The 15,685-nt window shown below is 36.7% G+C and carries 18 protein-coding genes and 1 pseudogene; 14 read left to right on the forward strand and 5 right to left on the reverse strand.

The window, feature by feature from the left end; translation table 11 throughout:
• Window positions 1-200 precede the first annotated feature (200 nt).
• The 6 genes and pseudogenes from CGC58_RS10000 to CGC58_RS10020 all read left to right on the forward strand — a co-directional run bounded on the left by CGC58_RS10000 (window position 201) and on the right by CGC58_RS10020 (window position 3,458).
• Window positions 201-995, forward strand: a complete 795-nt coding sequence (locus CGC58_RS10000; RefSeq protein WP_095894635.1) for an IS5 family transposase — start codon at window positions 201-203, stop codon at window positions 993-995.
• Window positions 996-1,014: 19 nt separating this feature from the next.
• Window positions 1,015-1,161, forward strand: a pseudogene (locus CGC58_RS10005) (TetR/AcrR family transcriptional regulator); the annotation flags it as partial.
• 82 nt (window positions 1,162-1,243) lie between these two features.
• Window positions 1,244-1,372, forward strand: coding sequence for a hypothetical protein (locus CGC58_RS12910; RefSeq protein WP_262482462.1), 129 nt, complete (start codon window positions 1,244-1,246; stop codon window positions 1,370-1,372).
• A 138-nt stretch (window positions 1,373-1,510) separates the two neighbouring features.
• Complete coding sequence (locus tag CGC58_RS10010) at window positions 1,511-1,780, forward strand: hypothetical protein (protein ID WP_095896577.1); 270 nt, start codon at window positions 1,511-1,513, stop codon at window positions 1,778-1,780.
• Between the two features lie 104 nt (window positions 1,781-1,884).
• A complete protein-coding gene (locus tag CGC58_RS10015; RefSeq protein ID WP_052458201.1) occupies window positions 1,885-2,529 on the forward strand; it encodes a hypothetical protein in 645 nt (214 codons plus the stop codon).
• Window positions 2,530-2,723: 194 nt separating this feature from the next.
• Window positions 2,724-3,458: a hypothetical protein gene (locus CGC58_RS10020; RefSeq protein ID WP_095896578.1), complete on the forward strand. Its 735-nt coding sequence runs from the start codon at window positions 2,724-2,726 to the stop codon at window positions 3,456-3,458.
• A gap of 26 nt (window positions 3,459-3,484) precedes the next feature.
• On the opposite strand, the gene CGC58_RS10025 is transcribed toward CGC58_RS10020, so the two are convergent.
• The 5 genes from CGC58_RS10025 to CGC58_RS10040 all read right to left on the reverse strand — a co-directional run bounded on the left by CGC58_RS10025 (window position 3,485) and on the right by CGC58_RS10040 (window position 8,411).
• Window positions 3,485-4,285 carry a cation transporter gene (locus tag CGC58_RS10025; protein WP_095896579.1) on the reverse strand — a complete coding sequence of 267 codons (801 nt, stop codon included), beginning with the start codon at window positions 4,283-4,285 and terminating at the stop codon, window positions 3,485-3,487.
• A 203-nt stretch (window positions 4,286-4,488) separates the two neighbouring features.
• Entirely contained in the window at window positions 4,489-4,680 is a 192-nt protein-coding gene (locus tag CGC58_RS12730) for a hypothetical protein (protein ID WP_147362911.1), read from the reverse strand.
• Window positions 4,667-5,206 carry a dihydrofolate reductase family protein gene (locus tag CGC58_RS10030; RefSeq protein WP_042005544.1) on the reverse strand — a complete coding sequence of 180 codons (540 nt, stop codon included), beginning with the start codon at window positions 5,204-5,206 and terminating at the stop codon, window positions 4,667-4,669. Before CGC58_RS10030 ends, CGC58_RS12730 begins: the two co-directional genes overlap by 14 nt.
• A 235-nt stretch (window positions 5,207-5,441) precedes the next feature.
• Entirely contained in the window at window positions 5,442-6,236 is a 795-nt protein-coding gene (locus tag CGC58_RS10035) for a cation transporter (RefSeq protein ID WP_095896580.1), read from the reverse strand.
• A gap of 3 nt (window positions 6,237-6,239) precedes the next feature.
• Entirely contained in the window at window positions 6,240-8,411 is a 2,172-nt protein-coding gene (locus CGC58_RS10040) for a TonB-dependent receptor (RefSeq protein ID WP_095896581.1), read from the reverse strand.
• Between the two features lie 962 nt (window positions 8,412-9,373).
• Here CGC58_RS10040 and CGC58_RS10050 point away from each other — a divergent pair.
• The 8 genes from CGC58_RS10050 (at window position 9,374) to CGC58_RS10085 (ending at window position 15,653) form a co-directional block, all read left to right on the forward strand.
• On the forward strand, window positions 9,374-10,018 hold the full coding sequence (locus CGC58_RS10050) for a hypothetical protein (protein ID WP_095896583.1): 645 nt from the start codon (window positions 9,374-9,376) through the stop codon (window positions 10,016-10,018).
• A 192-nt stretch (window positions 10,019-10,210) separates the two neighbouring features.
• Window positions 10,211-10,420, forward strand: a complete 210-nt coding sequence (locus tag CGC58_RS12955) for a VOC family protein (protein WP_198540723.1) — start codon at window positions 10,211-10,213, stop codon at window positions 10,418-10,420.
• A gap of 268 nt (window positions 10,421-10,688) precedes the next feature.
• On the forward strand, window positions 10,689-11,213 hold the full coding sequence (locus CGC58_RS10060) for a TetR/AcrR family transcriptional regulator (protein ID WP_095896584.1): 525 nt from the start codon (window positions 10,689-10,691) through the stop codon (window positions 11,211-11,213).
• A 59-nt stretch (window positions 11,214-11,272) separates the two neighbouring features.
• Window positions 11,273-12,100 (forward strand): CPBP family glutamic-type intramembrane protease, encoded by an 828-nt coding sequence (locus CGC58_RS10065; protein ID WP_095896585.1) that lies wholly within the window; start codon window positions 11,273-11,275, stop codon window positions 12,098-12,100.
• A gap of 43 nt (window positions 12,101-12,143) precedes the next feature.
• The gene (locus CGC58_RS10070; RefSeq protein WP_095896586.1) at window positions 12,144-13,124 is read left to right on the forward strand and encodes an alpha/beta hydrolase; all 981 of its coding nucleotides are present in this window, start codon (window positions 12,144-12,146) and stop codon (window positions 13,122-13,124) included.
• A gap of 275 nt (window positions 13,125-13,399) precedes the next feature.
• Entirely contained in the window at window positions 13,400-13,783 is a 384-nt protein-coding gene (locus CGC58_RS10075; RefSeq protein ID WP_095896587.1) for an HU family DNA-binding protein, read from the forward strand.
• Window positions 13,784-13,959: 176 nt separating this feature from the next.
• Window positions 13,960-14,865, forward strand: coding sequence for an ABC transporter ATP-binding protein (locus CGC58_RS10080; protein ID WP_095896588.1), 906 nt, complete (start codon window positions 13,960-13,962; stop codon window positions 14,863-14,865).
• The gene (locus tag CGC58_RS10085) at window positions 14,865-15,653 is read left to right on the forward strand and encodes an ABC transporter permease (protein WP_095896589.1); all 789 of its coding nucleotides are present in this window, start codon (window positions 14,865-14,867) and stop codon (window positions 15,651-15,653) included. The genes CGC58_RS10080 and CGC58_RS10085 overlap by 1 nt, the downstream gene beginning before the upstream one ends.
• Window positions 15,654-15,685: the final 32 nt, after the last annotated feature.

Below are 15,685 nucleotides of genomic sequence, written 5' to 3' on the forward strand. Positions count from 1 at the left end.
AAGGATGCACGACATCCGAAGCGACTGAAAAGCTAAGATATTTTAAAGGAACGAGCAATTTCGTTCCTTTTTTTATTTAAAATATTGCTCATTCAAAAAAAGTTATAATAAACCTGTCTAAACTTTTTAAGAGGAAAATTAAAAGTTCCAAGAATTTTTAGCATTTTTGTTTTGCATAACAAAATGAAAATCAAGGAACTTTGAGCAAAGATATAATAAAAAAATGGATTATTTCCCATTTGAGTATTGGAAAAAGAGGATTTAAAACAAAATTTGATTTATCATTAATTTTTCTTCTGATAGTCAAACGATTAAAAACAGGTTGCCAGTGGAGGGAACTTCCGGTAGAAGTGTATTTTAAAGACCAAAAAATAAGCTATCAAACAGTCTATTATTATTTCAATAAATGGAGTAAAGATGGTAGTTTTAAGCGAATTTGGCTTAATTTGTTGCTTGAGAATCGGAGAAAATTAGATTTATCAAGCGTCCAACTTGATGGTAGTCATACTCGATGTCGAATGGGAGGACAATCTGTTGGTTATCAGTTAAGAAAAAAGTCAAAGACCACGAATTCTATCTTTCTGTGTGATAATTTGGGGCAAATTTTAGCAATGGGTAGTCCAAAATCCGGTAATCATCACGATTTGAATAATATAGACTTTGTTTTAAAAGAGATTTTGAATCTTTTGGAGGAAGCGAAAATAGAGCATAAAGGCTTGTTTGTCAATGCAGATGCAGGTTTTGATAGCCGAGACTTAAAAAGTTTTTTACAGGAAAAAGAAATAATACCTAATATCAAACAAAATCCCAGAAATGGACAAAATGAAAATATTTATTTTGACGAAGAATTATATAAAAATCGGTTTAAAATAGAGAGAAGTTTTGCGTGGCTTGATGGTTTTAAAGGATTGATTATAAGATATGAAACCCTAAACACAACTTGGATGGCTATGTTGTATCTAGGGATTATACTAACATTTATTCGAAAAGTTTAAACAAGTTTGATATAAAATTATGCCGAAATCAACGACAATTACCAAAGAAATCATTGTGGATACTGCCTTTGAAATGGTTCGTAAAGAAGGGTTTGGAGTACTTTCTACCCGAAATATCGCCAAGCAAATCGGTTGTTCAACACCATCGTATTTTTGCCAACGAAACAGTAAAAATTCCTTTTTCAAAAGGCTACGGTCTTGATATGTAGCCCACAACAAAATAGTAACAACCTAAAAATCAGAATAAAATGAACAACAAAAAAATCGCAGAGATTTTGGCTTCGCAGTATAAAGCAAGCCTTGGAATGCTACGTAAAACTTTGGAAAAAGTTCCTGAAGACCAATGGAATACGGATGAGTACAACAATCCGAATTGACAAATTGCCTATCATTGCATTGCCGCAATACAATATTATTTAGGGGCAAATGACGCCAGTTTTGTACCCTTTGAAAAAGACATCAGAGGGGCAGAGAGTCTTGGAGGTTCGCAAGAATGGGAAAATCCTGATGCAGGTGTGGTGGTAGAGGGATTTCATACCAAAGAAGAATTGTTTTCGTTTATTGATGAGCTGAATGAAAACTTGCTACAACGGATTGAAACTCTGCCTTTTGAAGCGGATTCGGGATATGAATGGTATCCAGTTTCGCGTTTTGAATTGCATCTGAACTGCATCCGGCATACCCAACACCATACAGCAGAAATCATTGAGCGATTGAAAATAAAAGGTATTAGCGGTTTCCGTTGGTGGGTAAACGAACACGAACCGGAAGAATGGGAGGGATAATTCTCAATGCTAAATGGTTAATATAAGGAGGTATAATTCTTCCTTGTTTTTCGTAATTTGTGAAAAATAAATAAAATCTCCTATTTTTGCCAAAAAAATAAAAAATGACACGAAAAAGAACCAAAAAAGAAAACTCAAAAATCAGTGTGATAGAGCGTTGGGACAAGCCTTTTGAGTATTTTGGATTTTTGAATTTGGTGTTGATGGCATTTTATTACGGAAGTTTGTGGTTTTCCGCCACGCCTTTGGACGCTGATAAAGTATTTAAATTCAGTCTTTTAATGGCATTTGAGTTTATAATGGTACATTCAGGTGTGTTTATGGTGGCGTTTTCTGCACGCATCAGTTTGTTTATATTTTTCCCTGTATATGGCTTGTTTGCCTATTCTTTTCAGAGTATTATGGGGTTTTCGGATTGGACGATTACTACGCTTTATTGCGTTACCGTGTTTAACCGAATGCGTTTTGCATTTTTTAACACCAGTGAAGCTGTACAACAAAGAGTAATGGCTCAATCTGTCGTCGCAGTAATGCTGTATTTTTTTCTTGCGATGTTTGTCGCTTTTGGGCAAAATATTGTCCCAGAATTTGCCTTAGATGAAGGATTTCGCAAATCCCAAAGTTACTTAGATGCCAAAAAACACGGTGGACTTTTTTTAGATTTTCCTCATACAGCGATTGCATTGGGAACTCTGTATTTCAGCTTTTTAGCTCTTTTTGATTTGAGTTTAATCCGAAAGATGAAGTGAGGCATTTGATAAGATTTTGCATTTTTCAAGAAAGTTTAAAGGTCAGCTGTCAAAAAGGAGGTATTACTATTGATGAAGTAAAATAACGTTTGGTAGATACGCTTCACAGCTTAACACCACCAAAGGTATATTGTCCAAGTCCAAAACAATAATAAAATTTATTATTAAGTTTGTCTTTCCTAAAAAAAAACACGATGAAAAAACAAAATCAAACGTTGCTTATCATACTGGAAGAAAGTGCTTTTTTTAGCCCAGAATATTATCAAATAATGACACATCAAAATGTCAAATATTTGAAAATCAATTGTTATTCAGTGATTGAAGGAAGAGAAAATTTATATTCCATAAAGGAGTTTTTTCTAAATAGAAATGGAGTTGTGGAGTGGATTTTTCATTATCAATATTTTGAACCTTACGAATACAAAAAAGTAACATTTGATGCGTATGGCAAAAAAATACAGGCTCTTTATTATGATTCAGACGGAAATTTAGAACTAAAACAAATTTTTACTTATGATGAAAACAACAATAATTCTGAAATTTTGACTTTGCAAAATGAAGAATTTTACGCCAAAGTCACACGAAAGTTCAACGAAAAAGGACAAGAAATTTTTTGCTATCACGAACACCAAAACGACCGCCTGAGCGGATATTCGGAGTCCTTTTACGATGAAAGTGGCAGACTCATCTCGATAAAATATTTTTATTCGGATAAAACTCATCACGGTTCGGTGTTTTATGAATATGACAAGTACGGCTTTTGTTGTCTATACCGATGGAAATCAGCAATTAATGAAGACGATGCTACCATACAAAAAAATATTTTTGACTGCAATGGAAAAATCCTGAAGTCAGAAATCTATAAGGAGTATGATCAGGAAGTTCCGTTCGAAGTTTTTCAGTATGAGATGGATTTCTTTGATGTTTGAGAAATGAAATTATTTCTAATTCCCTCCTATGATTTTGCCAGTCTCAAAATACTGATAGCCCCTTTCCCTACAATAAAGAATACGATAATACCAATGATAAGGTCAGGATATTTAGATTGGCTTAAATATACTGATATTCCTGCAAGAATTACTCCTAAATTGATGATAATATCATTAGAAGTAAATATCATACTTGCCTTCATATGGGCTTCTTGGCTTTTACTCTTTTGTAATAGGTAAAGACACAGGCTATTTCCTATCAATGCTAAAAAGGAAATGATAATCATTGTCTGAAAATGAGGGAATTCTTCTAATCCGATGAACCTTCTCACTACTTCCAACAATCCTAATAGGGCTAAAATCAACTGAAAATAACCTGATATTTTAGCTACTTTCTTCTTGAATGCAACTGCCGACCCTACCGCAAAAAGTGCCAACGCATATACCAAACTATCGGCTAACATATCCAGACTATCTGCCACCAACCCCATTGAATTAGCAAAAAAACCTGTAACTATTTCTAAAACAAAGAATATAAAATTGATAATTAATACCTGCCAAAGTAGTCTGCGTTCCTGCGAGGTATTTTCTTCAATAATATCTTCTTCATTTGCCTTATTAGTGGATTGTAAAGAAGCTCCAAGATTAAGTTCTAATAATTTCTGCGTGATTTCCTCCGCAGTTTCTTTATGGAAAACACTTAACATTCTATTAGGAATGTCAAAATGCAAAGCGGAAATCTGCGTGATACCTTCCAGCTTCATTCGTATTATCTGCTCCTCAGAAGGACAATCCATTTTAGTAATCTTATATATACTCTGTTTCATTTTTTATTCCTTATTTAGGTATATTATTTCTTATATCTTCTTCTGGTCGTGTTTTAAAAAGTATGATGATGTAAAAATTCCCCTTTGATTCGCTGAATTATATCAGTAAAATTTGAAGATTATTGGATAAGTCGTTTTATGTTTTTAGACGGGGATTTTAAAAACGGGCTCTTAAATTCCATTAGTAAGTGCAATTTTGATGATTAATTTTCTCTCTTTTGAATGGAGCGTAGCGAAATGAAAATGGATAATATACCGCCCAACGGTTTCGGGCTTTGCGTTGGGTTTTGGAGCATAAATATCCAATTTTGAACTTTCAACCCCGCTATTGCAAAACCGATGTTAGCGGTTCGGGCTTTTTGTCGTCCGTCGTTATGTCGGTCAATTGTCTGCACGCTTGTAATGAAGTTGAGTTAGTCCTTTGTCAAATTGTTTTGTTGAGATGAGTTCCAATTTTTGTTCAGGTCGTCCGTCTTTGAAGAGTTTTGTCCCGCTACCAACTAAAATTGGAATAATGGAAATGATAAATTCGTCAATTAAATTTTCTTTTAAAAGTTCGTTTACGATTTCCGCTCCACCGTCAATGAAAATGTTTTTTCCCTGCTCACTTTTTAGCCTTAAAATGAGGTCTTTCAGATTGTCCGTGTAAAAGCTTGTCTTACCAACACTTGGTCTTGATGTCCGTGTTATGATAAAGGAATTTTTGTCAGCGTGAGGAAACTCGGGAACTTGTGTCATTACCCAGTCGTAAGTCTTTCTCCCAAGTATTACTGTGTCTACCGATTTCACAAAGTCTGCATAACCGTAATCTTCACCGTCCTGTTGAACGATTGATAAAAAACTAAGGTCGTCATTTGGTTTTGCAATGTAACCGTCTAAACTTGATGCGATGTATAAAATTACTTTTCTGTCTGTTACCATATTTTAATTGTCGTTTTACAATGCCCGCTAACGGGAAACGGCTTTGCGAAGGAGCGGAAATAGAAGCACAAAAGTTCAGTTTAGCACTACCGTAGCGTAAGCCATTTTCTATTTGCTAAATTACAAAAAAAGGAAATAAAAATGGCTTATGCGGTGATATAATTACTGTCGTTGAATTTTGCACTTAACCCGCTCTTTTGCAAAACCGATGTTACCTGCTGGCGTTCTTTCGGTTTCATTTCGCCAATTTCAATATCCTATACGCTCCTCTTGCCACAACTACAAATACAATAGCTCCGATAATCAAATCGGGATAACTCGAGTTTAACCAATTGACCAAAATTCCCGCAACGATAACTCCCGAATTGATTATAACATCGTTTGACGTGAAAATCATCGAAGCCTGCATATGTGCTTCTTTGCTTTTGTTCTTTTGCAACAGGTAAAGACAAAGTACGTTTGCTATCAATGCCAAAACAGAAACAAAAATCATTGTTTTGAAATCGGGCATCGCTTCTATTCCGATAAAACGTCTGATAACTTCAACAAAACCGATAACGGCTAACAGGATTTGAAAGTACCCTGCAAATTTGGCGATGTTATTTTTTCTTGCAACCGTACCCCCAACAGCAAACAATGCCAAAGCATAAACAATACTGTCCGCAAGCATATCCAAGCTATCCGCTACCAATCCCATTGAGTTGGAAAAAATACCGAACAACATTTCTAATCCAAAGAAAACGAAGTTGATAACCAGTACCGTCCAAAGTAGTTTACGTTGGCTATTGCTTGTATCTGTTTCAACAACTGTGTTAGTTTCTTCGGTTGAAATCAACGTTGTATTTAGGTTCAAGGTTTCCAAAGCCGAAAAAATCGGCTCTGGGGTTCCACTATGATAAACATTCAATTCCCTATTGGGAATATCAAATTCCAATGACTTTACCGTATCAAAATCCTGCAATTTCATACGGATTAATTGCTCCTCACTGGGGCAATCCATTTTGGTAATATTGAATATGGTTTTGTTCATATTTTAAAGTTTAAATTTTATTCCACCATTAATTACAAATCCGTCCAACGGTGCATAGATGTCTCTAAAAACAGGGTTGGTTATTGTGCCTGTATAGATGTTGTCAAAACGTGTCTGCCTTGTATCAAGGAAGTTTTCAAAGTTGATATACAAAGAGAACCGTTCCCAAATTTTTTCAGCCATAAAGCCACACATCCAATAGTCCTTTCCAGTTGTACCGTCATTCAACTTTTGAGGGCTGAAATAATAGGCTTCCAAACCAATCTTCCATTTATCCTCTATTTCGTACATCAGTACGGAATTAACACGGTGTTTTGGGGTCAATGGATTTTCGGTACTTGTTCCGTTTTCCAGCAATCGGGTATCGGTAAAGGTGTAGCCCAAAAACAATTTAAAATCATCATAACCGATTTTGATATTTGTTTCTGTTCCTTTGGTATGAATGTAGCCCGATGAATTGATAAACTGATAAGTATTTGTTGCCATATTTTGAAGCAACAATGGATTGTCTAAATAGGTGTAAAAGAATAAATGATTTATGCTAAATGTCCAGTCATCGCCAATATTAGTACGGTAATTTATGTCTGCATTTGCTCCGTAGCTCTTTTCTAATTTATTGGTATTATCATAAATAGGCATTACGTTTTGATATTGTATGCGCTCGCTTTCTTCGGTAAAAATGGTTGGTGTTTTGTAGCCAAATCCGCCCCCGATACGTGAAGTCAATCCGTTTGCAATCCTAAAAATTGCCGATACTCTTGGCAAAAAAACAGCTCCGTAATCTATCACGTAATCCGTTCTTAAACCTGTTTCCAATTGAAACCAGTCCGTAGCCTTAAAAGAATTTTGAACGAAAGCCCCGAATGTGGTTTGGTTGTAATCTCTCAACGGAAATACGGTAATCTGCTTTTCTTTAAAATTGTCCGTCCAAACATTAACGCCTGTTACCCATTCCGATTTTTCTTTGCTGTGGGTATAGCTTGCTTCGGTAAAAGTGGCTGTTTGTGTTCCCTCAAACTCGTAATTGGGAATAGCTGTATTGCGGTTAAAATAACTTACGCTGTTCTTTATCTGTACAAAACTGTTTTCGTTTACTGTATGGTCAAAAACAAATTGGGTAGAATAGCGTTGTGTTTTGTTTTCTTCAAAATATTGGTGTGTGTTATCGCCTTTGCCTTTGATGTAAAGCATATCGCCACCCAAACGGTTTTCAATGGTGGTGTTAATGCCGAAGTTCATTTTTGTTTTATCATTGAAGTAAACAAATAATTTAGGGTTCAGTACATACCTTTCAAATTTAGGAATGGCAGAAAGCCCGATTTGTGCAGGGTCGTAAGCTCCGTTGCGATTATGCGAAGCAAATATTGTTGTTCCGATTTTCTTAAACTTCTGTCCGTAAAAACCATTGATGTCTAAACCCCTGCCCGATGTTCCGTTTAAATGAAAACGCAAATCCCTTTCTTCCGTTGGTGTCTTGGAAATCAGATTTACCAAACCTGCTATTGCTCCACCACCGTACAGCGTAGATGTTGAACCTTTAATAACTTCAACCTGCTTTAAGTCAAGCGGTGGAATTTGCAACAAACCCAATCCGCTCGAAGCACCCGAATAAATAGGAAAACCGTCTTTTAAAATTTGCGTATATCGTCCGTCAAGCCCCTGAATACGAATACTTGCATTGGCACTTGTGGGCGATGTGGTTTGTACGTGGATGCCTGTGCTTTCTGCCAAAAGCATACGAATATCCCCTGCTTTCATATTGCCTTTTTCGTCTAACTCCTCACTTCCTATAAACTCAATACGTGTGGGGATATTTTGGATAGTTCTTGTACTTCTTGTTGATGAAATAACGATTTCTTCCAAATCTACCGATTGTTCATAAAGTAGGATTTCAATCGGAGCTGTATCTTCTAACGGAAAATTAAAGCTGTCGGTACGTTGAGTAAAACCAATATAACTAAATTGAATTTCTTGCAAACCGTTTGCAATACCTGTTAATATAATATGTCCGTTTTCATCGGAAATTGTGGCGATTGTAGTGCCTGTAACCTGTGCGGTTACGCCCATTAAAGGCTCTTTTTTTTCGCTGTCTTTAATTACAGCTTTGAACGTGTTTTGTGCATATACACAAAGATTGAGTGTCATAAAAAATGACACAATGAATATTTTTTTCATTGTAAAAATGATACTTAATGTGAATAAATGAATGATAGCGGTGCGATACACCACTTACAATTAGCTTATGCTGATAGCACTACACATTAAGCAAGCTGTGGGGGATGCCAAACTGAAAAGGGAAAATCAGAAACAGGAATTACTGTTATTATACCTAACTTTTTTTTAGGTTGTTTTATAGTATGTATAATTGAAAAATGGAATGTGGTTATTACAAAGCCTGTACAGGTATTGCAACTGAAAAAAGGCGAACAGCAACTGCAATCTTCGTCTTGTTCGTTTTGTCCTTGCTCGGTGGTATGTTCCTGCATACATTTATCCTCAATAAAAGACGGTACGGCTGATAACAGCAATACATAAACGGCTAATATTAAAGATATAAATTTCATTTTACAAAGTTAGGTAAAAATTGTTTCGTTATTTTTTGATTTTCCCGAAATGTCGTTTTTTAGCACGAACGTTGTTTTACGCTTGCAGCTAACGCGCAAATATACAAAATTTCGTTTATTCTACATATATAATATTCGTATATCGTTTTATTTTTTTATCCATAATTCTTTTATATATCAATAAATCAACAAGATACAACATATAAAAACATTTGTATTTCCGAATGTTTTTACTGTCTTTGCAAAAAAAACAGAGCAAAGATATGGCTTACATTATACCCAAAAAGGATTGGTTTGTGGGTTATGCACTTTCTGTTTTTATCAGATTATCGTATTCGTTTCAAAGGAATTAGTATTTTTGTCCTTACGAAGTAACACCTATGATGCACAACAAGACATAAAACAGCGTTTTTCAACTGTTGGTGGGTAAACGAACACGAACCAGAAGAGTGGGAGGGATAATTCTCAATGTTAAATGGTTAATGCAAGGGGGTATATTTCTCCCTTGTTTTTCGTAATTTGTTAAAAACGAAGAGAAAATTCCGCTATTTTTGCATCAATTTTTAGTGAAAAATGAAACGAAAAACAACCAAAAAAGAAAACTCAAAAATCAGTGTGATAGAGCGTTGGGACAAACCTTTTGAGTATTTTGGATTTTTGAATTTGGTGCTGATGGCATTTTATTACGGAAGTTTGTGGTTTTCCGCCACGCCTTTGGACGCTGATAAAGTGTTTAAATTCAGTCTTTTAATGGCATTTGAGTTTATAATGGTACATTCAGGTGTGTTTATGGTGGCGTTTTCTGCACGCATCAGTTTGTTTATATTTTTCCCTGTATATGGCTTGTTTGCCTATTCTTTTCAGAGTATTATGGGGTTTTCGGATTGGACGATTACTACGCTTTATTGCGTTACCGTGTTTAACCGAATGCGTTTTGCATTTTTTAACACCAGTGAAGCTGTACAACAAAGAGTAATGGCTCAATCTGTCGTCGCAGTAATGCTGTATTTTTTTCTTGCGATGTTTGTCGCTTTTGGGCAAAATATTGTACCAGAATTTGCCTTAGATGAAGGATTTCGCAAATCCCAAAGTTACTTAGATGCCAAAAAACACGGTGGACTTTTTTTAGATTTTCCTCATACAGCGATTGCATTGGGAACTCTGTATTTCAGCTTTTTAGCTCTTTTTGATTTGAGTTTAATCCGAAAGATGAAGTGAGGCATTTGATAAGATTTTGCATTTTTCAAGAAAGTTTAAAGGTCAGTCGTCAAAAAGGAGGTATTACTATTGATGAAGTAAAATAACGTTTGGTAGATACGCTTCACAGCTTAACACCACCAAAGGTATATTGTCCAAGTCCAAAACAATAATAAAATTTATTATTAAGTTTGTCTTTCCTAAAAAAACACGATGAAAAAACAAAATCAAACGCCGCTTATCATACTGGAAGAAAGTGCTTTTTTTAGCCCAGAATATTATCAAATAATGACACATCAAAATGTCAAATATTTGAAAATCAATTGTTATTCAGTGATTGAAGTCGAAAATGTAGATGAAGTTTATAAAGAATTGAAAAACAAAAACATTCCTATTGAGATTGAGCTACGAAACGAACCTTAGAGCGACCGCCATTTCGCTATCAAAGACCCCAACGACATCGGTATTGATATATAACCTACACAGAACCTGAATGATAATCAAAAAAGATATAAAAACGCTCCAATCGGGGCGTTTTTTGGTTTAGAGATAACATAACTTATAATATTCCAAGATTAAAGGAATAAAATTGCGTTCTTTTTTATTTTAAAATTTGTCTGTTCAAAAAAAGATATTACTTTTGTAATAAAATATAACAATAGTTACATAATGTATGTTATAAAATAATATTATGCCTAAAACAACGACAATAACGAAAGAAATTATCATTGAAAATGCCTTTGAAATGGTTCGAAAAGAAGGGTTTGGGGTGCTTTCTGCCCGAAACATTGCCAAAAAAATCGGTTGTTCAACACAGCCCATTTATTGGACATACAAAAATATGGACGACCTCAAAGCCGAAGTCTGCCAAAAAGCTCTTATTCACTTACAAAACACAATGTTGGGCTATTCAAAAACAGGAAACTCTTTCCTTGATTTAGGATTGGGGTATGTGCAAATGGCTCATACAGAACCTGCTTTATTTAAGGCTTTCTATATGGATAATATTATGAATATAAAACTTACAGATATTTTTCCGGAAAGTCAGCAAGTAGTGGACATAATGAAAAACTCAGAAGAATACCGACAATTATCCGACGAAGGCGTAAAGAACATTATCGCTAAATCGTGGATGTTGGCTCACGGTATAGCTTCACTGGTCGCAGTTGGAATGTTTGTCTATGATGAGGAGAAAATTTTGGATATTTTAAAATAATATCATTTCTATGTCTAAAATGAAATTTCATTCGAAAAATAATTTAAACCTTTAACAATATGAACACCAAATCAAAAACTTTCAGAAATGTTGCCTTATTCAGCTTGGTGGCTATCATTTGCGGTTGGGTGGGCGTTGGGGTGGACAAGTTGCTTGGTCAGCCCTCGAATTTGGAATCGCTCGGAGCATTGATTTTTATCGCCACACCACTTTTGTGTATGCTTTTGCTTCGCCTTTTCGGAGGAGATGGCTGGAAAGACATTCCTCTGAAACCAAATTTCAAGCAAAACGCTCGTTGGTATTTATTTGCCTTTGCAGTTTATCCGGTGGTTATCGGTATAACGCTTTGCATAGGGCAAATGTTGGGCTGGGCAGATGTGGGCAAGTTTAGTTTTACAGCCTATTTACCGATATTGGCAACCGCTTTTCTACCCGAATTTATCAAAAACATCTTTGAAGAATCGGTTTGGCGAGGCTATCTCACCCTAAAAATGGAGCAACTTACCAAAAATGAATGGTTGATTTATCTGGTGGTAGCGTTGGTTTGGCAGACTTGGCACGCCCCTTATTATCTGGTGTTTCTGGAAGACGGCTATCTGTCTCAATTTTTCCCTTATGGCGGACTTTGGCTTTTTGTTTATGGCTTTGTGGTAGTCGGTGTTTGGACGATTATGTACACTGAAGTCTTTTTCCTTTCGCGTTCACTGTGGGTGGTCATTTTGATGCACACGATGGAAGACGCTCTCAATCCGCTAATTTCCGAAGGATTCGCAACAATTCCACCCGACAAAACGCTACTCATTTCGCCAACATTTGGGGCAGTTCCATTATTGATACATCTGTGTATCGGATTGTATTTGAGAAAAATACGAAAAAGAAAGAATTAAATGATTTTAAATGAATTAATTATAAAACTAAAATTTCAGCAATATGAACACAAACAAAAAAACATCCATATGCGATAATTGTTGGGACAAAATTTTCCCGAAAAGTGATAAAGTAGAACATAAAAAAGTAACGTTCAGAAATCGCTACGGCATAGTTCTTGTCGGCGATTTGTACTTTCCGAAAAACAGCGAGAACACGAAACTTGCAGCTCTTGCCGTTTGCGGTGGATTCGGAGCGGTAAAGGAGCAAGCCTCCGGATTTTACGCCCAGATGATGGCGGAAAGAGGTTTTGTAACCTTGGCTTTTGACCCTTCTTATACAGGCGAAAGCGGTGGCGAACCTCGCAATGTAGCCTCACCCGACATCAATACCGAAGACTTTTCGGCTGCGGTCGATTGCTTGGGGCTTCAACCCTTTGTGGACAGAGAAAAAATAGGGCTTATTGGCATCTGCGGTTGGGGCGGATTTGCCCTGAACGCTACGGCTATCGACACGCGAATAAAGGCGGTGGCGACGATGGTAATGTACGATATGTCTCGCGTCTTTAGCAAAGGATATTTCGACAGTAACACACCCGAAATGCGTCTAGAAATGAAGCGTTCGCTCAATGCGCTTCGTTGGACGGATGCCGAAACGGGAATGCCTGCTCCTGGCTATCCGATGCCAGACGCTCCTTCCGATAAAGTTCCTCAGTTCCTGAACGATTATATCGAGTTTTATAAAACTCCGAGAGGTTTCCACGAGCGTTCGGTTTCCAATCAGGTTTGGACAGCCACTACACTGCTTTCGTTTCTAAATTTTCCATTGCTGTCGTATGCTCACGAAATAGATGTCCCGACCCTTATCGTTGCGGGAGAAAACGCCCATTCCCGCTATATGAGCGAAGATGCCTACCAATCCGTAGGAAGCAAAAACAAGGAGTTGTTTATTGTTCCCAACGCCAAGCACACCGACTTTTACGACAATCAGGCAGGAGTGATTCCGTTTGATAAATTGGAAACGTTTTTTAAGGAGAATTTGTAAGAAATTCAGAATTCAAAAAGATATGATTATCAATGGAGTGGACACAAAATTTGGGTTCACTCTGTTGATGATTTATTTAGAGGTAGGCTTGTATTTGAGGAAGATACGGAAAAAGAAAAATTATTTACTTCATAATCAATAAAATTGTAAAACTAAAAATCAACGATACAAACACAAATGAACAAAATAATATAACAAAACAACAAAGTCATAAAAAAAACGTTACCTTTGTAGCAGTTTTAAAACAAATCGTTTCATTTAAAATTTTTATTGTTATGCCTATAAAGTATAAAGTAATTCAGCGGGTACAGCCTGGCGTAAGCGGCGGAGGCGACAAAAAGTATTATGCCACCAACACTATTTCGGGCGAAAAAACATTGGTTGACCTCACCAAAGAAATCGAAAAGATAAGTACGGTAAGCGGTGCCGACATTCGTGCCGTTCTGTACGCTTTGGTCGATGTGATGCAGAGTTCGTTAGCCGACGGCAATGCGGTTCGTTTGGGCGAACTCGGGAGCCTGCGCGTGAGTATCAGTAGCGACGGTAAAACCTCCGAAAAAGAAGTTACCACAGCAAGCATCAGAGGCGCCAAAGTGCTTTTCACACCCGGCAAAGACCTCAAAAAAATGCTCGATACGTTGGAATTCCAAAAAGAATAGTTAGGTTTTCTCAAAAACATAGTTATGTTTTCTCAAAAACGTAGCTATGTTTTTTCGGAAATGTAGTTGCGTTTTTTGGAGAACATCGTTACGTAAATACGCAATTTATTGCGTATCCATTACAAAAAAACACACAAATTATAGTGTATCTATCATATAAAAAAACAACAAGCACGATGGAAGTTATACAAACCAACTCACTGAGCAAACGCTTTGGGGCAACCCTTGCGGTAAACAATATTTCCATTCACGTCAAACAAGGTGAAATTTATGGTTTTCTGGGGCTTAACGGTGCCGGCAAAACCACCCTAATCCGTATGTTGTTGGGAATGATTAAACCCGATAGCGGAACGATTTCGCTTTTCGGAAAACCAATAACTTCGAAATCTCAAAACTGGAACGACATTGGTTATTTAGTTGAAACGCCCTATTCGTATCCCAATCTGTCGGTTTACGAAAATTTAAAAGTGATAGGCAAATTGCGTCATTTGACCGACAAAAACGCCATCGAAAATATTATCGAAAAATTAAAACTCACAAAATACAAAAACACCCCTGCCCAAGCATTATCACTCGGAAATCAACAGCGGTTAGGACTTGCCAAAGCACTGATACACGAACCAAAACTATTAATTTTAGACGAACCAATTAACGGATTAGACCCCGAAGGCATTGTGCAAGTGCGCAACCTCTTAATTGAGCTTGCCCAAAAAGGTTCTACCATTTTTCTTTCCAGCCACATACTGGGCGAAATCTCGAAACTTGCTCATCGCATCGGCATTATTCACGAAGGAAAACTTATTAAAGAACTGACAACAACCGAATTATCAAACCAAATCATCAAAAAAATTTTAGTACAAACAACCGATAATCAAAAAGCACTTCATTGCCTGCAAAACTCAAATTATTCGGCTGTACAAACCAATACTGACGAAATAGAAATTTCAAGTCCGCAAGCCGTTGCGCATCCCGAACACATTTCAAAACTACTGACGGAATGCGGACTTCCCCCAAAACAAATCTTTTTATTTACGGAAGATTTGGAAATGTTTTTCCTACGAACCATTAACAATCACAAATAATGAAACAACTCATACAAGCCATTGAAGCAGAATTGATAAAAGTAAAACGCGCAAAAATCCTTTGGGCTACGTTCATTGCATTTGGAATAGCACCCGTTATGGGAGCTGTTTTTATTTTTGTTATGCAAAACGGCGATATGTCGGCAAAAGCAAGTGCCTTGATTGTCAAAGCCGAAGCGATGAATCTTCAAGCAAATTGGGAATCGTATATCGGTATTCTTACGCAAGCCGTAGGTATTGGCGGGGTTTTGCTGTTCGGATTTGTAATCGGTTGGATTTTTGGTCGTGAATATTCGGATAAAACGGCAAAAGATTTATTGGCACTCCCCACCTCGCGAACAACCATTTTAAACGCAAAATTTATGGTTTGTTTTTTTTGGTGTCTATTGCTCGTCCTGTCCAATTTGTTACTTGCCTTTGTTTTCGGTATGCTTTTGCAACTTCCGCCGGCAAGTACAAACACATTGGTACAAGTGCTAATCAATTACTTTGTTACCACTTTTTTAGCTATTTTAGTGAGTGCTCCAATTGCTTTTTTTGCACTTTGGGGTAAAGGCTATCTGGCTCCGTTGGGTTTTGTTATACTAACGTTAGTCTTTTCACAAATAATTGCTGCAACAGGTTACGGGACTTATTTTCCGTGGGCAGTACCTGGACTTTACAGCGGTGTGGCAATCCAATACAAATTATCACTCAATAATTTGAGCTACGCCATTTTACTGCTGACAAGCATCACGGGATATATTGCCACAATCATCTATTGGAATCGTACAGACCAAACCCAATAAACGAAATAAACAATCCCGAAAATGCGCAATTT

Source organism: Capnocytophaga stomatis (assembly GCF_002302635.1).
GTDB classification, from domain to species: Bacteria; Bacteroidota; Bacteroidia; order Flavobacteriales; family Flavobacteriaceae; genus Capnocytophaga; species Capnocytophaga stomatis.

What these genes read in the sequence shown, in the direction of transcription:
- CGC58_RS12910 (WP_262482462.1), top strand. Translation starts at nt 1,244, where the DNA reads ATGAACAACAAAAAAATCGCAGAGATTTTGGCTTCGCAGTATAAAGCA.
- CGC58_RS10015 (WP_052458201.1), top strand. Translation starts at nt 1,885, where the DNA reads ATGACACGAAAAAGAACCAAAAAAGAAAACTCAAAAATCAGTGTGATA.
- CGC58_RS10020 (WP_095896578.1), top strand. Translation starts at nt 2,724, where the DNA reads ATGAAAAAACAAAATCAAACGTTGCTTATCATACTGGAAGAAAGTGCT.
- CGC58_RS10025 (WP_095896579.1), bottom strand. Translation starts at nt 4,285, where the DNA reads ATGAAACAGAGTATATATAAGATTACTAAAATGGATTGTCCTTCTGAG.
- CGC58_RS10030 (WP_042005544.1), bottom strand. Translation starts at nt 5,206, where the DNA reads ATGGTAACAGACAGAAAAGTAATTTTATACATCGCATCAAGTTTAGAC.
- CGC58_RS10035 (WP_095896580.1), bottom strand. Translation starts at nt 6,236, where the DNA reads ATGAACAAAACCATATTCAATATTACCAAAATGGATTGCCCCAGTGAG.
- CGC58_RS10040 (WP_095896581.1), bottom strand. Translation starts at nt 8,411, where the DNA reads ATGAAAAAAATATTCATTGTGTCATTTTTTATGACACTCAATCTTTGT.
- CGC58_RS10050 (WP_095896583.1), top strand. Translation starts at nt 9,374, where the DNA reads ATGAAACGAAAAACAACCAAAAAAGAAAACTCAAAAATCAGTGTGATA.
- CGC58_RS12955 (WP_198540723.1), top strand. Translation starts at nt 10,211, where the DNA reads ATGAAAAAACAAAATCAAACGCCGCTTATCATACTGGAAGAAAGTGCT.
- CGC58_RS10060 (WP_095896584.1), top strand. Translation starts at nt 10,689, where the DNA reads ATGCCTAAAACAACGACAATAACGAAAGAAATTATCATTGAAAATGCC.
- CGC58_RS10065 (WP_095896585.1), top strand. Translation starts at nt 11,273, where the DNA reads ATGAACACCAAATCAAAAACTTTCAGAAATGTTGCCTTATTCAGCTTG.
- CGC58_RS10070 (WP_095896586.1), top strand. Translation starts at nt 12,144, where the DNA reads ATGAACACAAACAAAAAAACATCCATATGCGATAATTGTTGGGACAAA.
- CGC58_RS10075 (WP_095896587.1), top strand. Translation starts at nt 13,400, where the DNA reads ATGCCTATAAAGTATAAAGTAATTCAGCGGGTACAGCCTGGCGTAAGC.
- CGC58_RS10080 (WP_095896588.1), top strand. Translation starts at nt 13,960, where the DNA reads ATGGAAGTTATACAAACCAACTCACTGAGCAAACGCTTTGGGGCAACC.
- CGC58_RS10085 (WP_095896589.1), top strand. Translation starts at nt 14,865, where the DNA reads ATGAAACAACTCATACAAGCCATTGAAGCAGAATTGATAAAAGTAAAA.